Genomic DNA, 18,792 nt, shown 5'->3' with positions numbered 1-18,792 from the left:
ATCATATCTCCCCCTAGTAAAAAAAAGAATCATATTAGGGGTATTTAGTATGCGTTATACGTGGATACATGTGTGATATAGATTTTTGGTACTCAATCCCTCAAAAATCTATAAATACAGGTTGACTAATCGTAAGAAAAAGCATACCTAGCGGTATGCGACTTAGACAACAAAAGTACTTGAATAACATAGTAGAACAAGATCATCGCTTTATAAAGAAGCGAATCCGTTCTATGCTAGGTCTTAAATCTTTTGACACAGCTACATCCATTCTTTCTGGAGTAGAAGGTATGCATATGATTAAAAAAGAACAGATTGCTTTACGGAACCAGTCTGTCCAAAATCAAAAAGAATTCATCCATCAATTGTTTGGACTTGCAATATAAGATACGATACGATTCCGTTAGGAATATATGTGCTTTATTCTCTTTTGTTTTATTTTTGCACCAGAACCCTATTAAAGGTATAGAAACCGTTCATGCCATATACAAACAAAGGCGAAGTCTTCAATCAAACTTCGTTTTTTCGACGTATAACGCATTACATGAATTATTAATAGTTTCATAAAACTGGTCCGCAATATTCCCCATCTCTTTATGTCTTTGGAAACTCTGCACCAGAACCATGTTTTGGAAGTGAAATATTTTTCGTGATGCTTCACGTACGATTAAAGGTATTGAGATCATTCATGCCCTATATAAACAAAGGTGAAGTCTCCAAAGAGACTTCGCCTTTTCAACGTACAATGAACTACAACAATTACTAGCTACTTCCTAAACATTGGTCCTCATTTACCAACCTGTTTATGTTTTTTTAAAACTTTGCACCAGAACCGTTTTTGGCATAGGTTTTGATCATTATAAATCCAATTTTTCTGGTTTTGGGACGCTTCATTTACAGAAGATAGATAATAACATAATTTTCTCAATAAGGAATTTGCTGCTTTTAATATAATTTTTTGACAATTCATGGTATATCTGTATTAAGGGGACCTTTTCGGTTGATTAGGGAGAAAGATTATAAAAATGATATGGGAGGAACAAAAAATGTCATTGAAAAAGAAATTAGGTGTTGGAGTGGTTTCAGCTGCTCTGGGTTTATCTTTAATTGGTGGGGGAACATATGCATATTTTAGCGATCAAGTGGTGACAAATAATTCATTTGCTGCAGGTACATTGGATTTAGCTATGCAACCAACTACTTCACTTAACTTAGAAAATTTAAAACCTGGGGACAAAATATTAAAGAAATTCAATTTAACAAATAGTGGTACATTAGATATTAAAGATATCATGATGAAAATAGACTATACTGTAAACGATTTAAAACAAAATAACACTACAGAAGATTTAGGTAAACATATTAAAGTACAATTTCTTTGGGATTGGGATCCTGCAAAAAGCCCTGTATACGAAACAACTCTTGCAGAACTAAAATCACAAAGCCCAGAGATTGCCTCCAAAAAAGTATTTCATTCTAAGTGGACTGAAACAGGAGGATTAAAACCTAGGAAAATGGATTGGTTTTGGATAAAGTTTATATTTGAAGACAACGGAACAGATCAAAACGTGTTCCAAGGGGATAGTATTGCGCTAAAAATGGAGTTCCAAGCCAATCAAACAGATGGACAAGAAAGATAAATTTAAGAGCATAATACTGGTAAAAAGTAAAACTGAGCTTATGCCTTTTAATAATTTAAAAGAATGATTACAACATATCTATACCAAAAGCCATTGATATCAGCATTTGCGCATGATATTAATGGCTTTTGGAAGTTTAACATTTTGAATGTTTTGTAAAACTAACATTTAATTTATAAATAGAAGAAAAAAATAGCCAAAAGTCGTAGAGCGTTTAAGAGAGTAAATAACGACTCTCTTTTTTTGCTTTTGTATGTTTAAGGGTATCCATATACATTGAATAAGGAAATCCCCACGCTGCAATTGTGCAGAAATAATAAAGTTGTTTAATTTACAATAAAGTCATTTAAAAAATAATATAGTTGTTTAAAAATCCTTATTCCACGAACGGAGCAGGTTAGTGGAAGCAATAGTAATTAGGTTTGACTGGGAAAATTGTCGATGATATTAAAAAAGACACCGAAGTGTCTTATGTTTTTCAAATTAAGCATACCGATAAATTCAAATTTAATTACTTAACGTTATGCTTATCTTGGGAGCGAGGTATTTTATCGGTGAGTGTATACAAACCATGTAATGCTTGCTGTTAATAATGCTGACGAAATCAAAGCTGTAAGAACACTATATGTTTGCCAAATAAGTATTGTTGACCAATCTAAAGCACAGCACAGTATACCCAGGGCAATCGTAGCGATCAGGAAAATAACTGTTACGGTTATTCTCTTTTTTGTCATTGGCTGCCGCTCATTCGTTTTCCTTCTGCGTAATCCTAAGAGAAATAGCAAAACGGCCAATAGGCAAAGAATAATTGTGATAGACGACAAAATGATATCCAAAAGCTGTGTGCCGCTTATTTCATATGACTGAGTTAGATTGCCTTCTAATATATCTTTAACTTTTAGTACCATGTTTATATTGGTATTTGCGCCGTTGCTCAGCAAGGAGACGGCTGTTCGTTCATTTAGCAGTATCGCTACTTCGGTTCTGAAATTTGGATTGCCCCCAGTGTGTTCTATAATCGTTTGTTCGGCGTTTACGGACCAGCCTGCCGCATAATACATACCGTTGACGGCCGAAACAGACATATCACCCCTATGTGATTTTTCGATAACCGTGTGAAATATTTCGGGTATGTCCTGCACGATACCCATCTGTATGCCCATCCAACGCGCCATATCTTTTGTATTAGAAATGATGTAGCCTGCGGGTTTATTCCCAGCATAATCCGGAGCTTTAAATGGAGTTGTCATAAAAAAGGAAGAACGGTAGCCCTGTGCCAACTGTCCAGTGGCTTGAGCATCTTCTTTATAAACATACGTCTGGTGAAGACCTAACGGCTGAAATACCTGTTCCTTCATAAAGTCTTCATAGCTTTGTCGCGACACAATCTCAATAACCAAACCCAATACGTCATAATTAACGGTTCCATAGTTATACTGTTCACCGGGAGGGAACGCCAATTCAGCATCCACGAGCATTTCCACAGTCTTTTGCAACATATCCGGTGTATTGCCTTGTGGAATAYTTTGAGTATGCCTAATATTTGTTAGACCACTGGTATGGTGAAGAAAGTTATTTAGTGTAAGRCTTTGCATATCAACAGGTTTCCCTTGATACTTTAACGTAAACCAAGGTAAATATTTTTGGACAGGGTCAGTCATTGAGAGCAGCCCTTGCTCTTCCAACAGCATAATACCCATACCGGTAAAAGCTTTACTGACCGAGGCTAACTCATAGAGTGTATYTTCACTTGCAGACAACCCCTTWTCACGGTCWGCATACCCTGAAGAAAAGTAGAACACTTCATCATCAGCAAGTATTGAGATTGACATTCCCGGCACACCTGATATACGASAGGCATCATCTAGCAACGCTTGTATTGCCGCAGATTGCGAATCTGACAACGCATAACTTTGTGTTGCGAATCCTGAGAATAATATAAATATCGTTAATACAAAAACAATGATCTTTTTCATAAACTCTCCTTTTTGGAAAATTATAAGAGAATAATATAAATAACCTCCTTTTACAACTACGAAACTAAATTTTAATTTATCTTTCTATTCACCTATATAATATCAAGTAATTGTGAAGAGTTACACTTAAACGAACAGATGCGTTAGTTCAATAAGAAGTAAACAACTTTATTATTCATTTTTTAAGTATTATATAAACAGATGGATGTAATTTGAAACAACTTTAAAGAGCCTTGCTACGTAGAATGTAGTAAGGCTCTTAGCTTTTAATAATCAAAATTCAATAACTTTATTATCATTATACAGCAATCAAGCTAAGAAAAGCATAAATCCCCAAATAGTAAAATTGAGATCCCCAGAGTAATGCTTTGAAAAAAACTATGTACTAGAACTGGTACTCTGTCGGTAAGTCATGAAAGAGGTACTTATATTATTTATTTTGTAAATTATCTTGAATTTGTTGTTCCATATTTACTAGTGATGTTTTTAGAGAATTACTAAGCTTCTTAACAAATTTAAGAACAAGAAGCCAGTTTTTAATAATAGAATTCTAAAAGCGTTAGGGTAGAAATTTATTGTTTTTGTTAAAAAAGAATTGACTTCTACTATAGTTGTAACTAATATGGTTACATAAGGTTGTAATCGAATAAGTTACAACTAATATCTGCTTAAAATAAAATATGATTTATATATTTAATTAAGGATGGTGGTCCACACGTTGCCACCCGGTGTAGAAAGTTACTAATGCATTCAAATTAATGCATAATCCCAACTTTAGTATTTTCTGATACGGGGCAATAATGTGCAACGTAATCTTTTGTTAAAAACCTTGGTTAATCTTTCTTTGGAAATATTAGTTTTTGGGGAATATAGTAAGGTATCCCAAAAAGAACAAGGTATAAAAAGATGTACTTATATAAACCAAAAAGTTAGCTGAGCTAGATAATAAAAATAAAGGTAGGAGATTTAAATGGAGACAAAACAAGATAACCTTATTTACGTATGGGACGCCTATTGTGGATGGTGCTATGGCTTTTCAGAAAGTATTAAAGGATTTTACAAAAACCACACTGAAGTGCCGTTAACAGTTTTATGTGGAGGATTATTTTTAGATGATTTACCAATAAAAAATTTCTCATATATAGAAGAGGGGAATAAAAGAATTAATCAACTTACAGGTGCAGAATTTGGTCCTTCATATCAAAAATTGGTGGAGGAAGGGACTTTTAAAATGAATTCGAAAGATGCTGCAATTGGCTTTTCAGCTTTACGCTCATTAGCACCAGACCGCTTGTTAGAATTCACTGCGGCTATGCAAAAAGCGTTTTATTATGAGGGACAAAGTCTAAGTGATCCTGAAACATATCGTAAGATTGCAATTGAGCTTGGTTTGAATCCTAAACAAGTATTAGAACGTTTAAACGCTCAAGAAACAATAATAGATGCCCAAAACGACTTCAATAAAGTTCGACAGCTTGGTATTAATAGTTATCCTTCTTTGCTTTTACAAAAGGATAATCAAATTATCCCTATTGGTGGCGGGGTAATGACGCCAGATAAAATCGAAGCACGTTTTAAAAATTTATATTAAAAAATTTCAAGTTACAGTATATAACATTTAACGTTTTAAAAAAGGCTAGAAGTGGATGGACTTAAACCTTTTTATAACAGTCATAGTTTCAACTTATTTTTAAAAAGAGTCCAATTTTAATTTTTCTATTGACTATAGTAGCAAACATGTTAGCTTACGCCAACCGACATTCATCTCTCGCCTATTTGCTGGTGCTATCACACTTTTAGGTAAATTGAAGAGGGAACTTCTGTCGGAACAAGATAAAAATATGTTAACTAGTAAATAACTTTAACAAAAGGAGAATAACATTCTATGTTTAAAACAATCGATACAAATCAAAAAGATGTGAAATTGACGGTGTTTAGTTCAGACGAAAAAAGTTTTATGGTCACTGCAACCTTAGTTGAGAAAGCGGGGCATGCATTTTTAATAAGCTCAAAATTTACTCAATCTGATTCGAAAGAAATTGTTGAGTATCTGAAAAAAAACGGCTTATCTTTAGATAAAATTTTTATTATTCATGGAGATCCAGACTACTACTTTGGATTAGAGAGTATTAAAGCTGCTTATCCAGAAGCCATAGCGTATGCTACAGAGTCTACTGTTGAACATATTGTTCATTCTGTCTTAGGTAAATTAAAAGTTTGGAAAGGCGCCCTAGGAGAAAACGCACCAAGCAACGTAGTATTACCTCAAGTGTTTAAAGAAAAAACGATTGAGTTTCAGGGGTTAACATTTGAACTAGTAGGCTTAGATCATTACAGAACTAGCTTATTTAATAAAGAGCTAAAAGTATTAATTGGTGGTATTGATGTATTTAACGAAATACATGTATTCTTAGCGGATACTAGCTCAAAAGCGGCAATGGAGGCATGGATTGAAAACTTGAAAGTATTACAAGCATTAAATGCTGACATAATTGTACCTAGCCATGGATCAATTGAAAAATCTTTAAATAATCAGGCACTTACTGCAACTATGGATTACCTAAGAACTGCGGTTCAAGCTTCTGAGGAAAGTAAAACTTCAAAAGATTTTGTAGCGAAACTTGATGCAGCATATCCAGGCTATGCAAATAAAGGTGTATTAGAATTAAGTGCAAAAGTTGTAACAAAAGAAATGCCTTGGGGTTAATGCTATGAATAAATATCAGAAACTATTACATGAAACGTATGTGTTAACTGGCGAAGGAAAATTGGATGCTTTCAAAACGTATTTAAGTGAAAATGTATCATGGACAGAAGCTGCTGGATTTCCATATGCGGGGACTTATATAGGTCCAGATGAAGTGGTGAAAAATGTACATGAACGCCTTGGCACGGAATGGGATAACTATAGTGCAAAGGATGAAATTTATACATTTAATAATAATACTGTTATTGTTTATGGGAAATATAGTGGAACATACAAAGCAACAGGGAAATCGTTTATAGCAGATTTTTGTCATCTGTATGAGTTTGATGAAAACGATAAAGTTAAGAAGTTTATTCAAATTGTGGACAGTGCAACTGTTAATGAGGTATTAAGTTAGAGTTAATCATTTCTAACATGCCTTGTATAGGGGGAATTGTTAGGATAAACGAAATTTCCTAACATTACCCCTTACATTACATTTTTGAGAAGGTTTCTACTTCTCAAGCGTGTTATGGAAGATAATTTATATAATTAGAAGAGGTAGGTATAAATGAAATTAGAGAAAAATTTAGTAGTAATAATTATTTCTGTGTTTATTTTAGGAATTGTGTCGACTTTGATATTTCAAGCTTCCACCGGTAATAACAAAGGAAACTCAATAAAGAGTGAGAATGTTGCCTCAGTATCAAAAGAAGCGACAGAAAATGAAAAGAATAAAAAAATGGTAGTTGATTTCTATAATGAAGTTTTTAATAAACACAATATTGATATTATCCCTAAATATGTAGGCGAAGATTATCAGCAACATAATCCTTTTGTTGCTGATGGACAAAAAGCCTTTATGGATTTCTTTAAGGAGGATTTTGTTAAAAATCCTAATTCCTCTGCAGAGATAAAACGTGTAGTAGCTGAAGGAGATACAGTAGCTCTTCATGTACATTCTCGAGCTAATTCTCAAGATAAGGGAGTTGCTATAGTCGATATATTTCGTATAAAGAATGGTAAGATTGTTGAACACTGGGATGTAATTCAAGAGATTCCAAATGAGGCAGCTAATGATAATACAATGTTTTAGGTAGAAGATATATCTAATAATTGTTTAATTGATAGAGATGTATAGGATTTAGAAATTTAGATAAGTAAAGGGGATGTCCTAGGCATGGTACTAGGACATCCCTTTTTGTTTTAACGAGATTTAATTTACTATTATTTATAGAGTGCTTATTTCATGTATTTTCTGATAACTTAACGCTAAAACTACACAGTTATTAAATTAGATAACCGCATTAGTTTGTAAGAAAGGATGAACGTGATCCAGCAAGATATGCATCTATAGTGATGTGGATTTAGGTAGGGATGCTGAGGGTAGTATCTATGAAACGCTATTTGATGAAGATTTGGCAATATTACAAGCAATGCCGATTCCAGGAGAATCCGCTTTAATGCTGGGCTAATCTAAGATTGGTAGCAAATTTTTATTAAAAGAGCTTTTTATCTTAGGTAAGTATGGAAAATTAACTTATAATAAAGAAAAAAATCTTGGACTTCTTCCGGCGGTGGTGTCATGCTAGACATGATTGAAGAAGAGATCGGGGATAAACGAATCTACGGTATCGATATTTCGGAAAACGTGATTGAAACGTTGAAAAAGAAGAAGCAGACCGAGGGTCGTTCTTGGGACGTCATTAAAGGGGATGCAATCAACTTAAGTAGCTCGTTTGATAAAGAATCGGTTGATACGATTGTATATTCTTCTATCCTACATGAGCTGTTCTCTTATATTGAGTATGAAGGTAAGAAATTCAATCATGAAGTAATTAAAAAGGGTCTGCAGAGTGCCTACGAGGTGTTAAAGCAGGGAGGTCGTATTATTATTCGTGATGGCATCATGACCGAAGATAAAAGGTTAATGCGTGTGATTCATTTTAAAGATGCGGGCGGAATGAAATTCTTAGAGCAGTATGTCCATGGATTTAAGGGTCGTATAATCCAATATGAGGTACTTGCAGATGTTTGGAATATTTACGCAAAACGACTATAAGGATTTCGTAAAGGGTATCTTTGGAGATAAAGTAAACATTGTTCAAGCTAGGAACTATTTGCAGGATGGATATATAAGCCATCTTAGCGAGAAAATCGAGTTTAAAGATGAGTCTGGGAATGCAGTTGTGCTACCGGATAGTACGTTCTTTATGGTCTTAGAAAAGGTGAAGTAATGGGTATTGGTACAAATAAAGTATAAAGGGGTAAGGGGAAATAAAAATCTTAGAAATGCAATACACAAAGGAAGATAGACCATCTTTACAATCTAGGGTTGTCGAGTGCTGATGATACGTTTTGTATATTCATTAAAAAAACCCTAATATTTGTTAATTCAATTATATAAGACTGAAAAATCGCTGGGAAGCGGCAAATAAGGATGAATTGTATAAAAATGAGGTTTGATTTGAAAACGGCTTTCCAAATCGGTTTATTTTGCGTTTTGATGAAGTAGTTAATACAATAGGTCTTATTTATTATAAAAAAACATGTAAAGATAGATACAGGCTTTACAGATGTTTTTAGGTTTTTTAGGGAAAATAAAAAGGGTACTCATTATTTATGATTTAAATTCTTTCTCTATGAGCTGGCGCATTGCTTCATTTCGATTCTTAAGCCTATTTTCATGCCAATAATTTTCTATTTGTTCCACTTGTTCTTTTGTAAATGTAACTAAACTTTCAGGTATGGGGAAAGCTTGTTATAATAGTAGAGAATAACTTAGGTACAATTGATATTGAAATGGGGAAAGATGCTAGATGAAAGCAACCGGAGTGACTAGAAAAGTAGACGATTTAGGGCGTGTGGTAATTCCAAAGGAACTTAGAAATACGCTAGGTATTAAAGAAAAATCACCATTAGAGATCTTTGTAGAAGGTGAAGACATTGTTTTACAAAAATATCAGCCCGGTGGTGTTTGTGCATTAACAGGAGAGATATCAAATCGTAACATATCATTAGCAAACGGTAAGATAACATTAAGTCCAGAAGGTGCCGAACTATTAATAAAAGAAGTAGAACAGTACCTTGTAAAATAAGTGGCTCCTTTGAGGAGCTTTTATTAAAATTAATATAGTAATTTCGTGTATCGTAATATTTATAAAAATATTTACTAAAAATAGAATCATTTCCATTCTTTTTTGTCGAAATTTAGTTAGTGTATATTTTCGTATCGATTATAGATAAACAAAAGCTAGAGGAATTTATCGAATTCTCTGAACGGAAATTGCATGAGGAACATATGTAAAAAGGAAAAAAAAATAAAAAGGCTAGTTAGTTCATTATAAGAGCTAACTAGCCTTTTATTTACTAAAGTAAAACTTGATAAAGTAAATAACTCTCGGCTAATCCCCACTAATCACTCTCACCTGAATACACTTTTAAGTTTTCCATTGCTATAGATATGGCATGTTTTTCTGTATCAATTAACGATAAACCCTGCTTAATAGGAGCCCAATACTCATATCCGTAATCCTCAAACCACGCAAAAACTTCTGTAGTGTAAAAACCATCATATCGTTTGATAACTTGAACTTTGTATCTTTTACTTGTAGAAACAATCTCTTTAATGATTTCTTTCATTGTCTATCTCCCTCTACCTTTTATCCAGTGTGTTACTACATCAAGAATATAGATGATGAAAGGTATTTTGATTGCATAAGGTATTTATATTAAGTTTACATAACACATCAATATCAGTATCAATAAATCTAGAAACAAAAAAATTTCTTTGTATGTTGGCTGTTAAATACGGTTTTTTCCAAAACCAATCATGATTTCACCTTCATGGTAAAATTCTATAACAAAATTATTTGGACAAAAAAGATAAGTGTCGCTACCAACCGCCGTTACATCGTCAATATTATGTAATATATCGTTTAAATTTGGAGTAGGTCCAGTACTCCATAGGATATAGACTTTACTTTCCAATGGGATAAGATGAGATATTTGATCCATGGAGTCAATGGCATGTTTAAGGGAAACCTTATTCCAACTGATTCGTCCCCACCATTCAAAAGGGTAAGAGTCATTTAATAATTTGTATATTTCTGATCCTATTTCAGGAGCTAATTCTTTAGTTCCAGCACCTAACACGCAGACGCATTCATCATATAAAGCACCATGAGTAGGTTTATGCTTTTTTCTATTTGCTTCAAGAAGTTTTAAGAGTCTTTGAGACCTGTTGTTTTTATTCATCATCCAGCCCACCATAAGGTAAATGAAAATATATACTAAAATCTTTATAAATAGATAAAAACCTTTTTATTTCTTGACTAATATCTTCTAGATTCCCATATATATTATTTGCGGCTAAATTAATTTCTTCATTAAAATTATACAGCTGTTCATCTACATAATCGAATCCCTCACAGCAATTATAATATATCAAATTAGATATAAATGGTTTTATTTTCAATACATTTTCTTCATTTATCATAAATTTCTCCCATAACAGTCCCAGTATAATTTTTATGGGTAATTTTTTATCATACGTTCCTTTTATGTTTTTTAATTTAGATACAATATCAACTAACTTATCATTACTGGATAAAGAAACTTCTATAATTTCAATAGAAGGACTATCTAATGTTTCAATTGTATGATCAGCCCACTCGATTACTTCAGTTTTTGAAAATAAACCAATTTGTAACCCTATCCTCAAAACCTCAGCTATTACTTTTATATTAACCATATATATAACTCCTTAGAATTTTTGATAATTATACACCACAGTAACTTAAGCCTCAAACAGGGTATTGATATTTGGATTAAAACCAAAAACTAAGATAGAAATTCACCTGGAGAATAAATTATACTTTCAGTTGCATAAGAAAAATATTTGTTAAACAAAATAGTATAATTTATAATTTCAAGGACAGGAAATAAGGGAGAGAAATTGAGTTATCTAGTAGAGGAGGGTGTTATATGTATAACTGTAATCAATGTGGAACAGAAATGATTATGCAATTACAAGACAGATATAGAGAATTTTGCCCAAGATGTGAAGGCCTTAGACCAAGTAGCTTAGTATACTATAATTTATATGAATTACTAGATTATATGGAAGCAAATAATTATATGAATAAAGAAAATATGTTACATAACTTTCTAAAATGGGAGTTTGAGTTAACGAAGGGAAATATATTTAAGTTATATTTAGATGTAGATAGATATGATAACCCTGATGATGAGGATCTTATAAAACAATTAGAGGTTTATATGAAGGGGATTCGATTAAAATTAAATGTTAAATATGAGGATGACTATATCTGGATTAAGGTTAATTAGATGGGATGCTGCGTGTAATGGGTTTCATTTTAAATAGATAGTAAGAAATCGAGTGGAGATTAATAGTGATGGAAGATTTGCAAAAGGCAGTAATTAAATTTCGAGTTGATAATTGTTATAGTAATTATTTTGATTTATATTTTTTGTACTTTCGCTGGAGGGCTTGCAATAAAAGATATTCCAGAGTTATTCAAGACTATTCCAACTCTATTTCAGACTACTGTTACTATTTTAGTTGTATTTTGGTTTTTTATAGGAGGGGCAGTGGGAGTAGCAAAAATAATGTCATTAATTACTGATTCAAAGCCACATGAAGGATGTAGCACGGATAGTGATTGTTTACGCAAATATGGTGATGATTCTAATGAAGAAGATGATTATCCAGAAGATAATGGTGGTAAATCCAGTCCGGGTGTACATTCAGTAGATGGGTATTATCGAAAGGATGGAACATATGTTGAGCCCTATATTCGAAGCAATCCTGATGGAGACCCTAGTAATAATTTAAGACGTTAATTGATAGAAGACATTTAACGATGCTCTATGTTCATGAAACAAAAGTTAATGGCGTCATATTACTGAAATTGAAACCAAGTTGCAAGAAAAAATGGTGATTAAAACGTTAGCAAAAGAAGAAGTGCAGTATAAAACTCCTAGACAGATTCTTCTCAAGCATGTTAATCGGTATTCCGTAGTTATTCACGGTACCATTTGGGCAAATAAAGGTTGGCAATAACTTTGCAGTCATCTTGTAAACAAGATAAAGAAAGGGATTAATTTGAAATCTCGGAGAACTATCGCAAGAGAAACTAATGCTAGGGCTTCGTATACAAGTGTTATCAAAGAAAAGGAATTTCAAATCATTATTCCTGCAATGGTAGGAATGTGCAAGAGTAGAGGTGTTAATGTTTCGGATATTATGATAGATGCCCAAGAATTATTACAAGAACCCGCGATTTAATTCGCGGGTTTTATTTTTACAACGAAAAAAGAACGCCTAATGTAAGGGTTAGGGCGTTCTTTTTGTTTGTTAAATTATTGTTTCACCATGTGTGTTCGTAGGTGCAGGCGGTCTTCCATGGTCGTAAGCAGGTGCACCAGTATTACCATCAGCTATACCCCAAGGTTCCCCGTGTGTGTAAGATGGAGACCAGCCTTCTCCATGTGTATATTCAGGAGAACCGCCAGTATGACCGTGACTGTAAGCTAAATCAGGTCTTTGAGGTGACCAGGTATCGCCTATATTTACTGCTATTAGTTTTTGTTTCGTTTTTGCTATTTCATTTGTATGTCCTAATCCTAAAGATGTAATTCCTAATACGGCTAATCCAGCTATTGTTAATCCAATCTTTTTCATTACTTTAACGCCCCTTTTTCTTCATATTTTCTTCTTGCTTCATTACTCATATAAAAATACTTACTAGCTTGTACATGACTTTCTTCTTGATAGAATGCATTTGCTAAAATTTCAGTGTATTCTTGCACGCAGTCCCATAGTTTTTCTTTTTTAAAGTAAGAAATCCCTTCTAAAATTTCTTTTTCTAAAGATAATGCGGAAGTTTTATTATTTAGTTCTTTTAGAATCATAAAATGAGGTAGAAGTTCTTTATTTTCAAGTTCATTACAAATACGTAGACCGTTTTCAATCAATTCTTCGGCAAGAGTATGTTCGCCTAATTTATAATACTCACGTGCTTCTACAAAAATGGCTTTGAAATGTTTAGGGTTTTTTTTCGTCACTTCGGATACATGTCGAATTGCTAATTTTGAAAGATTTTGATTTGCGTATAACCACGCTAAGTTGTGTCTTAGTCTAAGGACTAAAGATTCTTCATCGTGTTTCCGTAGAATATCTAATGCAGAATTAAGATTAATTTCTGCTTGTTCAAATTGTCTTAAATCTATGCAAGATAGCCCGTAAACATTGTCACATGCAGCTAAATTAATTTCGTAACCTGCATGTTTAGAGAATATATCTTTAGCCTTCGTTACATATTGAATTGCCACTAGGGGTTGGTATGTTTGATAGTGGAATGAAGCAATACGATAATTAAATTCCGCAAGTTCCATTTCATTTGGTACGTACATTAAAAGTTTTTCAGCTTTTTCAAACTCATCTCTAGCTTTAGTGTAATTTGAAATCATTGCTTCGTGCATGGCTTTGAAGAAGTGATAATAATAGGATAGAAAGCTATTTTCGGGTATATCGAAGGAATTAATTTTATTAAAACTATCTTTTGTGATGCTAAGTCCATCTGTTAATACTGTATATCTAAAATTTAGTAACGAATAATATAGTGATAAGTGTTCATCTTTCTTGGTATTGGAAAGTCTATCTTCTATTTCTTGTTTTAAGTTTGTTGCTTGCATATTTTGTTGTGACAACATAGAGTGATACCATTCGTTTAGTAATTGCGTAATCTGTTTATTATCTTGTGTATGAACGTTCATGAAGTCCCCTCCTGTTTTTGAATATTCTTATAATTAAGAATAACAAAAATGTAATTCAATGGAAATGTAATTTTTATATTTCTCAACATTTATCTAACAATTTAATTTCCATGATTAGAGATTGGATATGTTAGCGAATAAGCTTTGATTGTAGATAGACAAGGTAAGGTTCCTTGTCTTTTTTGTGTTTCAGTGCCGTCATTCCATATAAATAATAATTTTTATCAATATAGTGTCACGTTTTGTGCGTGTAGAGACGAATAGACCGAGTGAGAGATAGTTCCTTTCCTGTCTTAGACATTCATAAATACAACACTTTTTGTAGTTTTGTCACAACAAACTTGAAAATATTTCTAAAAATTATGGGGGCGGCAACATGAAATTATACAAAAGAGAAAAGAAAACACATATTCAAATACAGCAGGAAGATAAGTTGGAACGAATAAAACGAATTTATAATGATAAAAAAGTAAAGCAGGTGCTTGCGGTAGAAAAGACGTGGGATAAGTATGTAATGCTTCGATTGGAAAAAGGAGAAGATGCTTTCTATATCATATTTAATGATTATTTAATAAGGTCTTTGATGCGATCTACTCTTAATAAATTTGAAAATGCATGGAAAAACAAACGGGTTTTCCGAGATGATTTTGAAAGTGTGTTTTGGGAGAGGTTATGGCGTATCTACCAAGAACATTCGTGGAATGATGAGTATTACTTATATGAAAAAATCAGAAAATCATTCGATTGTACGGGTAATAATTCTATTACTAAAAAATTGGAACAGCCTATAGTGGTGTTAAGCGTGCAATGAAAAGAATAATAAATGAATTTAAATGAATAAAAGATATTGATTCATTGGCAATCTAGTCGCTATCTGAACGAGAAAATAAGGAAGTTAAAAATAAAATATCAATTTTATTATTAGTTTATAGAAGGAAGGGGAAATCAAATCTATTTTTACGGATGGGATTTTCCCTTTTATTTATATTTCACGAGATAAGATTAATTATGAAATAAAGTTATTGAGTATGATGAAAAATGGATTTTTAGATTGGCCTGTATGACTTTTTAGAAGGTTAGTTAATAGGATTATATTTAAAGTTAATAAAATTTAACAGAGAGTCATTGCAGGCTTGTAGTGACTTTTGATGGATTTTGAGTTATAAAATTTACCTTTTTTACATTAATAGTCTATTGGAGCTTCGTTACCTGTTGTGTTGTAGTATTCATCGTACATTTTGTCTAGCAGCTTCCATCTTTCCTCGTTGCTTAAATTTTTGATAGCTTCCATAATTTCTTCCGCAGTTTTCAATTCATTCAAATTTCCCACCGCCTTTTTGAAGTTCAATATCAATTATAAGCATTACTTGAAAATAAATTATCAATTTACCAATATTACATAAATAATACATTTTTTGTATAGTATTATTTATATAAGGTATTAAATGAGTGTAAGATGGATAAATAGAGATTTTAGTAAAAGCGTAGAAAATCATAATTATTTCTAGGGGCTTTAAGATGGAAGTATCGGTAAAGCTACAGCGGCTATGAATGAAATTGAAGTAACGACTTTTGTATTAAATAATTTTGGCGATTAAATTGCTAGGCTATTAATGAAATCTGGAGATTTTCCAGAATAAGAGGAGAGAAAAATATGAGTGAACATATCATTATTACTTATAGTGCAGAAAAAGCGGGAGAAGGACACGTTGATCCTAATTTTACGCAATTGGTATACGGAGACAGTGGAAGGAAAGGCAATATTATAAAAAAGCATTTAAGAGTAGGTTCGTACATTTTTTTTAACGCTAGGATTGGCAAGAAAAGGTATATAACTGCTTATTTTTATGTTGAAAAGATGTTATTTAAAGGTGAACATGATAAAGAAATTCAATCTCTAAATTGTAGCGCTAAAGAGGACGAAGTAATTATAATAGGAAGTAGAGTGTTCTCTAAAGTTTTAACCATTCCACTAGATTTTGATAGAGATCTAATTGGTAGAATTAAATCTTATAGTGCTACCGATGATTACTTTGAGAGTAAGGAAAAGTTGGGGATTAAAGAATTAGAAGCAATAAAAGATAAGACGTTAAACCCAAAGGTTATTACAGAAGAAGAGAAAGAGATGCTGGTAGGGTTGTGTAAGAATAGAGGTTAATTGAACAAAGAATATAATAGCTAGAAAATATCCAAAATGAGGCTGATTTGTATCAGTCTTTTTTGATTAAATTATTTTCTATAGATTTATACTTTGTTATCCCTAGATATAAGGATAGTGAGGTGATTGTTATGTATTACGTATATATTCATAAACATAAGCAAACGGGGGAAGTGCTGTATTGTGGTAAAGGTTCGAATTATCGATATTGTAACTATAACAGTAGAAATGATGAGCACTTAACTTTGATGAAGGAAAAATTGAAAGATGAATTGTAATGAACGATATTGTTACGAATAATTCCGTTCCGCGCTTGATCTAAAGCTGCTACTGGAGATATGCTTTCATGTCCAATAAGAACAATTCCAATGTTGTTATCATGCACTTTGTTATTGGTAACTTCAAAAGAATCTACATTCCCATTCACAGCAATTGCTTCACTTAGTCCTAATTTCAAATTTGTTACTTCGTTATTGTCTATGACAAGATGATTTAAATTATTTTGTGCATGGGATGAAGTACCATAAAAAGCAATAAGGAATAATTTAGATGTTTCATGTGAAAAAGAGTACTAGATTTGATAATATTTTATTTGAATATAAACAGTTACTTAAATATTGATAAGATAAGTTTCCAATCTAATATATGGGGAGTAGAAAAATGAATTATTTTCTTGTATTTCAAAATAAAAGTTATAAGGAGGAGAGGGAGGGAGGATTTCTCTGGGCGCCACAAAAAAATAACAAGGGACAAACATTTCATCACTGGACAGATATGAAAATGATAAGAAAAGGTGACATCATTTTTAATAGTTTTAAAGGAAGGCTAGTATCAATTTTGGTTGCAAAAGAAGATTATAAGGTTCATGATAAGCCAATTGGACTAGAACAGACTGAGCTCTGGGAAAAAGAAGGATGGATTGTAAATGTGGAATACCATGATTTGGAGATTCCTATTATATATAAAGATTTCATAGAAAACATATTAAAGCTACAGGGTGAAAAATACGCTCCATTTAATAAGGTTGGGCGTGGTAATACTGGTTACCTGTTTAGAGTAACTCTAGAACTTGCTGATTATTTATTAACAATAGTTAAAGAAAAAAATAGGGATACTTGGAACAAGCTATCAAACATAGGGGGTAGTGATGAAGAAACTATTCTGGAAGAAATAGAGAAGGATTTGTCGTATGTATTAGACCAAACTGAAAAAGAACAAGTTATAAAATCTAGAATTGGACAATCCATTTTTAAAAAGAATTTGTTGAAGAATGAAGAGAAATGTAAACTATGTGGAGTCTCTGATAAACGTTTTCTAATAGCAAGTCATATTAAGCCTTGGAGTCAATCTAATCATAGGGAAAGGTTAGATATAAACAATGGACTACTACTTTGTCCTAACCATGATGCGTTATTTGATAAAGGTTTTATTAGTTTTGGAGACGACGGGAGAATTTTAATTTCGAACAGTATAGACGAAACTTTAAAAATCTTCTTGAATATACATGATAAGTTACAGATCCAAATGAATGAAATGCAGCGTCAATATATGAAATGGCATAGAGAGATTGAATTTCAGGCTTAAGTGGCTAAAAAATTGTTGGGAGTAATAAGTTAAAATAAATTAAAGGATCGAGCTACAAAGGTAGCATCTCATGGCTATAATAGGTGCTTTACAAAATATACAGTACATCAACGTAATGAGTATGTAGCTGAGCTGGCCAAAAGACCTGCGCAAGGTAAATGGGAGTTATGTAAATAGCATGCTCCTTTCCAAGATAAAAAAGGGCATCCATACTTAGAAGCACATCATGTGAAATGGCTATCAGAGGATGGAGAAGATACGATTTATAATACTGTTGGAGTATGTGCGAATTGTCATCGGAAGCTGCATGTTTTAAATCTACATGAAGATGTTGCAAAATTAGAGAAGAAGATGGCGCGATATAAGCAAGAAGACGAGATATAGAGAGTATATGTACTAAATAAGATGTGAAAGAAGTGACGATTCATGAAGAAAAAAGTATCGGTTGTTGGAGCGGTCATTTTTAATGAGAAGAATGAAATACTATGTGCATTACGTTCTCCTACAATGTCATTACCGAACTATTGGGAATTTCCAGGTGGGAAAATTAATGAAGGGGAAATGCCGCAAGATGCATTGATACGTGAGATCAAAGAAGAACTAGGATGTTTAATTACTGTTGGTGAAAAAATAGAAGAAGTGGATCATGAGTATGAGAATATTATAGTTCATCTTGCTACTTATAAGGCATACATAGAGTGCGGTATACCTAAAGCGCTTGAGCATGCCGAGTTGATATGGGTTCATGTTAATAATTTATTGGAGTTAAAGTGGGCCCCGGCGGATCTTCCAACCGTGGGAGTTTTATGTTTGAAGTTTAAAAATTAAGGTCTGAAATAAGAAATAATGAGACAGATTTTTATAAGTTATAAACTGTTTTAAAAGTAGTTGTATGACTCCGGTGGCTCGGGCTCATGATCTTTACCCTGTCAAGATGGCGCTCTCCCT

20 protein-coding genes and 7 pseudogenes are annotated in these 18,792 nt (G+C 32.7%); 18 read left to right on the top strand and 9 right to left on the bottom strand.

What is annotated here, in order from left to right; all coding sequences use genetic code 11:
• Positions 1–152 precede the first annotated feature (152 nt).
• From AC1DKZ_RS26265 to AC1DKZ_RS26250, 4 genes and pseudogenes are all read left to right on the top strand, one after another.
• A pseudogene (locus tag AC1DKZ_RS26265) lies at positions 153–386 on the top strand (DDE-type integrase/transposase/recombinase); the annotation flags it as partial.
• A 70-nt stretch (positions 387–456) separates the two neighbouring features.
• Positions 457–567 (top strand): annotated as a pseudogene (locus tag AC1DKZ_RS26260) (IS6 family transposase); the annotation flags it as partial.
• A gap of 81 nt (positions 568–648) precedes the next feature.
• Positions 649–777: pseudogene (locus tag AC1DKZ_RS26255) on the top strand (IS6 family transposase); the annotation flags it as partial.
• 269 nt (positions 778–1,046) lie between these two features.
• Positions 1,047–1,640: a TasA family protein gene (locus tag AC1DKZ_RS26250; RefSeq protein ID WP_000053757.1), complete on the top strand. Its 594-nt coding sequence runs from the start codon at positions 1,047–1,049 to the stop codon at positions 1,638–1,640.
• Positions 1,641–2,188: 548 nt separating this feature from the next.
• Here the strand turns inward: AC1DKZ_RS26250 and AC1DKZ_RS26245 are convergent.
• Entirely contained in the window at positions 2,189–3,616 is a 1,428-nt protein-coding gene (locus AC1DKZ_RS26245; RefSeq protein ID WP_476997397.1) for a serine hydrolase domain-containing protein, read from the bottom strand.
• Positions 3,617–4,586: 970 nt separating this feature from the next.
• On the opposite strand from AC1DKZ_RS26245, the gene AC1DKZ_RS26240 reads away from it, so the two are divergent.
• From AC1DKZ_RS26240 to AC1DKZ_RS26215, 6 genes and pseudogenes are all read left to right on the top strand, one after another.
• Positions 4,587–5,207, top strand: a complete 621-nt coding sequence (locus tag AC1DKZ_RS26240; RefSeq protein ID WP_476997396.1) for a DsbA family protein — start codon at positions 4,587–4,589, stop codon at positions 5,205–5,207.
• 294 nt (positions 5,208–5,501) lie between these two features.
• Complete coding sequence (locus AC1DKZ_RS26235) at positions 5,502–6,323, top strand: MBL fold metallo-hydrolase (protein ID WP_476997395.1); 822 nt, start codon at positions 5,502–5,504, stop codon at positions 6,321–6,323.
• Positions 6,324–6,327: 4 nt separating this feature from the next.
• Entirely contained in the window at positions 6,328–6,720 is a 393-nt protein-coding gene (locus AC1DKZ_RS26230; RefSeq protein WP_003192952.1) for a nuclear transport factor 2 family protein, read from the top strand.
• A gap of 153 nt (positions 6,721–6,873) precedes the next feature.
• Positions 6,874–7,398, top strand: a complete 525-nt coding sequence (locus tag AC1DKZ_RS26225) for a nuclear transport factor 2 family protein (protein WP_476997394.1) — start codon at positions 6,874–6,876, stop codon at positions 7,396–7,398.
• 262 nt (positions 7,399–7,660) lie between these two features.
• Positions 7,661–7,881 (top strand): annotated as a pseudogene (locus tag AC1DKZ_RS26220) (hypothetical protein); the annotation flags it as partial.
• Positions 7,873–8,539: pseudogene (locus AC1DKZ_RS26215) on the top strand (methyltransferase domain-containing protein); the annotation flags it as partial. The pseudogenes AC1DKZ_RS26220 and AC1DKZ_RS26215, both read left to right, overlap by 9 nt.
• Before the next feature lie 383 nt (positions 8,540–8,922).
• Here AC1DKZ_RS26215 and AC1DKZ_RS26210 read toward each other — a convergent pair.
• A complete protein-coding gene (locus AC1DKZ_RS26210; RefSeq protein ID WP_215567967.1) occupies positions 8,923–9,051 on the bottom strand; it encodes a ribbon-helix-helix domain-containing protein in 129 nt (42 codons plus the stop codon).
• Positions 9,052–9,121: 70 nt separating this feature from the next.
• Between AC1DKZ_RS26210 and AC1DKZ_RS26205 the strand changes: the two genes are divergently transcribed.
• Positions 9,122–9,400, top strand: coding sequence for an AbrB/MazE/SpoVT family DNA-binding domain-containing protein (locus AC1DKZ_RS26205; protein ID WP_003192967.1), 279 nt, complete (start codon positions 9,122–9,124; stop codon positions 9,398–9,400).
• A gap of 316 nt (positions 9,401–9,716) precedes the next feature.
• Here the strand turns inward: AC1DKZ_RS26205 and AC1DKZ_RS26200 are convergent, their stop codons facing one another.
• The 3 genes from AC1DKZ_RS26200 to AC1DKZ_RS26190 all read right to left on the bottom strand — a co-directional run bounded on the left by AC1DKZ_RS26200 (position 9,717) and on the right by AC1DKZ_RS26190 (position 11,055).
• Positions 9,717–9,944 (bottom strand): hypothetical protein, encoded by a 228-nt coding sequence (locus AC1DKZ_RS26200; RefSeq protein WP_003192969.1) that lies wholly within the window; start codon positions 9,942–9,944, stop codon positions 9,717–9,719.
• Between the two features lie 162 nt (positions 9,945–10,106).
• Positions 10,107–10,562 (bottom strand): CDI toxin immunity protein, encoded by a 456-nt coding sequence (locus tag AC1DKZ_RS26195; protein ID WP_016127871.1) that lies wholly within the window; start codon positions 10,560–10,562, stop codon positions 10,107–10,109.
• Positions 10,552–11,055 carry a hypothetical protein gene (locus AC1DKZ_RS26190; protein ID WP_476997393.1) on the bottom strand — a complete coding sequence of 168 codons (504 nt, stop codon included), beginning with the start codon at positions 11,053–11,055 and terminating at the stop codon, positions 10,552–10,554. Before AC1DKZ_RS26190 ends, AC1DKZ_RS26195 begins: the two co-directional genes overlap by 11 nt.
• A gap of 233 nt (positions 11,056–11,288) precedes the next feature.
• Here AC1DKZ_RS26190 and AC1DKZ_RS26185 point away from each other — a divergent pair, with 233 nt between their 5' ends.
• Positions 11,289–11,651, top strand: coding sequence for a hypothetical protein (locus AC1DKZ_RS26185; protein ID WP_016127872.1), 363 nt, complete (start codon positions 11,289–11,291; stop codon positions 11,649–11,651).
• A 264-nt stretch (positions 11,652–11,915) separates the two neighbouring features.
• A complete protein-coding gene (locus AC1DKZ_RS26180; RefSeq protein WP_476997392.1) occupies positions 11,916–12,167 on the top strand; it encodes a hypothetical protein in 252 nt (83 codons plus the stop codon).
• 514 nt (positions 12,168–12,681) lie between these two features.
• On the opposite strand, the gene AC1DKZ_RS26175 is transcribed toward AC1DKZ_RS26180, so the two are convergent.
• On the bottom strand, positions 12,682–13,008 hold the full coding sequence (locus AC1DKZ_RS26175) for a hypothetical protein (protein WP_003192985.1): 327 nt from the start codon (positions 13,006–13,008) through the stop codon (positions 12,682–12,684).
• Positions 13,008–14,102 carry a response regulator aspartate phosphatase gene (locus tag AC1DKZ_RS26170; protein WP_476997391.1) on the bottom strand — a complete coding sequence of 365 codons (1,095 nt, stop codon included), beginning with the start codon at positions 14,100–14,102 and terminating at the stop codon, positions 13,008–13,010. Before AC1DKZ_RS26170 ends, AC1DKZ_RS26175 begins: the two co-directional genes overlap by 1 nt.
• A gap of 376 nt (positions 14,103–14,478) precedes the next feature.
• Between AC1DKZ_RS26170 and AC1DKZ_RS26165 the strand changes: the two genes are divergently transcribed.
• Positions 14,479–14,913, top strand: coding sequence for a hypothetical protein (locus AC1DKZ_RS26165; RefSeq protein WP_476997390.1), 435 nt, complete (start codon positions 14,479–14,481; stop codon positions 14,911–14,913).
• Between the two features lie 372 nt (positions 14,914–15,285).
• Here the strand turns inward: AC1DKZ_RS26165 and AC1DKZ_RS26160 are convergent, their stop codons facing one another.
• Positions 15,286–15,423 carry a hypothetical protein gene (locus AC1DKZ_RS26160; RefSeq protein ID WP_476997399.1) on the bottom strand — a complete coding sequence of 46 codons (138 nt, stop codon included), beginning with the start codon at positions 15,421–15,423 and terminating at the stop codon, positions 15,286–15,288.
• Positions 15,424–15,756: 333 nt separating this feature from the next.
• Between AC1DKZ_RS26160 and AC1DKZ_RS26155 the strand changes: the two genes are divergently transcribed.
• Positions 15,757–16,260 carry a hypothetical protein gene (locus tag AC1DKZ_RS26155; RefSeq protein WP_377946258.1) on the top strand — a complete coding sequence of 168 codons (504 nt, stop codon included), beginning with the start codon at positions 15,757–15,759 and terminating at the stop codon, positions 16,258–16,260.
• A 259-nt stretch (positions 16,261–16,519) separates the two neighbouring features.
• Here AC1DKZ_RS26155 and AC1DKZ_RS26150 read toward each other — a convergent pair.
• Positions 16,520–16,795, bottom strand: a pseudogene (locus AC1DKZ_RS26150) (DUF5123 domain-containing protein); the annotation flags it as partial.
• A 125-nt stretch (positions 16,796–16,920) separates the two neighbouring features.
• Between AC1DKZ_RS26150 and AC1DKZ_RS26145 the strand changes: the two are divergent.
• From AC1DKZ_RS26145 to AC1DKZ_RS26135, 3 genes and pseudogenes are all read left to right on the top strand, one after another.
• The gene (locus AC1DKZ_RS26145; protein WP_476997389.1) at positions 16,921–17,844 is read left to right on the top strand and encodes an HNH endonuclease; all 924 of its coding nucleotides are present in this window, start codon (positions 16,921–16,923) and stop codon (positions 17,842–17,844) included.
• 210 nt (positions 17,845–18,054) lie between these two features.
• A pseudogene (locus tag AC1DKZ_RS26140) lies at positions 18,055–18,228 on the top strand (HNH endonuclease); the annotation flags it as partial.
• A gap of 42 nt (positions 18,229–18,270) precedes the next feature.
• Positions 18,271–18,672 (top strand): (deoxy)nucleoside triphosphate pyrophosphohydrolase, encoded by a 402-nt coding sequence (locus AC1DKZ_RS26135; RefSeq protein WP_476997388.1) that lies wholly within the window; start codon positions 18,271–18,273, stop codon positions 18,670–18,672.
• Positions 18,673–18,792 lie beyond the last annotated feature (120 nt).

The sequence above is a fragment of the Bacillus sp. 05T21 genome (genome assembly GCF_056396785.1).
The sequence above is the reverse complement of the archived record's forward strand: the minus strand, read 5'-3'. Positions and strand labels throughout refer to the sequence as shown.

Excerpts from the sequence above, each read along its gene's own strand:
- AC1DKZ_RS26250 (WP_000053757.1), top strand. The coding sequence starts at position 1,047 with ATGTCATTGAAAAAGAAATTAGGTGTTGGAGTGGTTTCAGCTGCTCTG.
- AC1DKZ_RS26165 (WP_476997390.1), top strand. The coding sequence starts at position 14,479 with ATGAAATTATACAAAAGAGAAAAGAAAACACATATTCAAATACAGCAG.
- AC1DKZ_RS26225 (WP_476997394.1), top strand. The coding sequence starts at position 6,874 with ATGAAATTAGAGAAAAATTTAGTAGTAATAATTATTTCTGTGTTTATT.
- AC1DKZ_RS26235 (WP_476997395.1), top strand. The coding sequence starts at position 5,502 with ATGTTTAAAACAATCGATACAAATCAAAAAGATGTGAAATTGACGGTG.
- AC1DKZ_RS26135 (WP_476997388.1), top strand. The coding sequence starts at position 18,271 with ATGAAGAAAAAAGTATCGGTTGTTGGAGCGGTCATTTTTAATGAGAAG.
- AC1DKZ_RS26205 (WP_003192967.1), top strand. The coding sequence starts at position 9,122 with ATGAAAGCAACCGGAGTGACTAGAAAAGTAGACGATTTAGGGCGTGTG.
- AC1DKZ_RS26240 (WP_476997396.1), top strand. The coding sequence starts at position 4,587 with ATGGAGACAAAACAAGATAACCTTATTTACGTATGGGACGCCTATTGT.
- AC1DKZ_RS26155 (WP_377946258.1), top strand. The coding sequence starts at position 15,757 with ATGAGTGAACATATCATTATTACTTATAGTGCAGAAAAAGCGGGAGAA.
- AC1DKZ_RS26145 (WP_476997389.1), top strand. The coding sequence starts at position 16,921 with ATGAATTATTTTCTTGTATTTCAAAATAAAAGTTATAAGGAGGAGAGG.
- AC1DKZ_RS26195 (WP_016127871.1), bottom strand. The coding sequence starts at position 10,562 with ATGATGAATAAAAACAACAGGTCTCAAAGACTCTTAAAACTTCTTGAA.
- AC1DKZ_RS26175 (WP_003192985.1), bottom strand. The coding sequence starts at position 13,008 with ATGAAAAAGATTGGATTAACAATAGCTGGATTAGCCGTATTAGGAATT.
- AC1DKZ_RS26185 (WP_016127872.1), top strand. The coding sequence starts at position 11,289 with ATGTATAACTGTAATCAATGTGGAACAGAAATGATTATGCAATTACAA.
- AC1DKZ_RS26190 (WP_476997393.1), bottom strand. The coding sequence starts at position 11,055 with ATGGTTAATATAAAAGTAATAGCTGAGGTTTTGAGGATAGGGTTACAA.
- AC1DKZ_RS26200 (WP_003192969.1), bottom strand. The coding sequence starts at position 9,944 with ATGAAAGAAATCATTAAAGAGATTGTTTCTACAAGTAAAAGATACAAA.
- AC1DKZ_RS26170 (WP_476997391.1), bottom strand. The coding sequence starts at position 14,102 with ATGAACGTTCATACACAAGATAATAAACAGATTACGCAATTACTAAAC.
- AC1DKZ_RS26230 (WP_003192952.1), top strand. The coding sequence starts at position 6,328 with ATGAATAAATATCAGAAACTATTACATGAAACGTATGTGTTAACTGGC.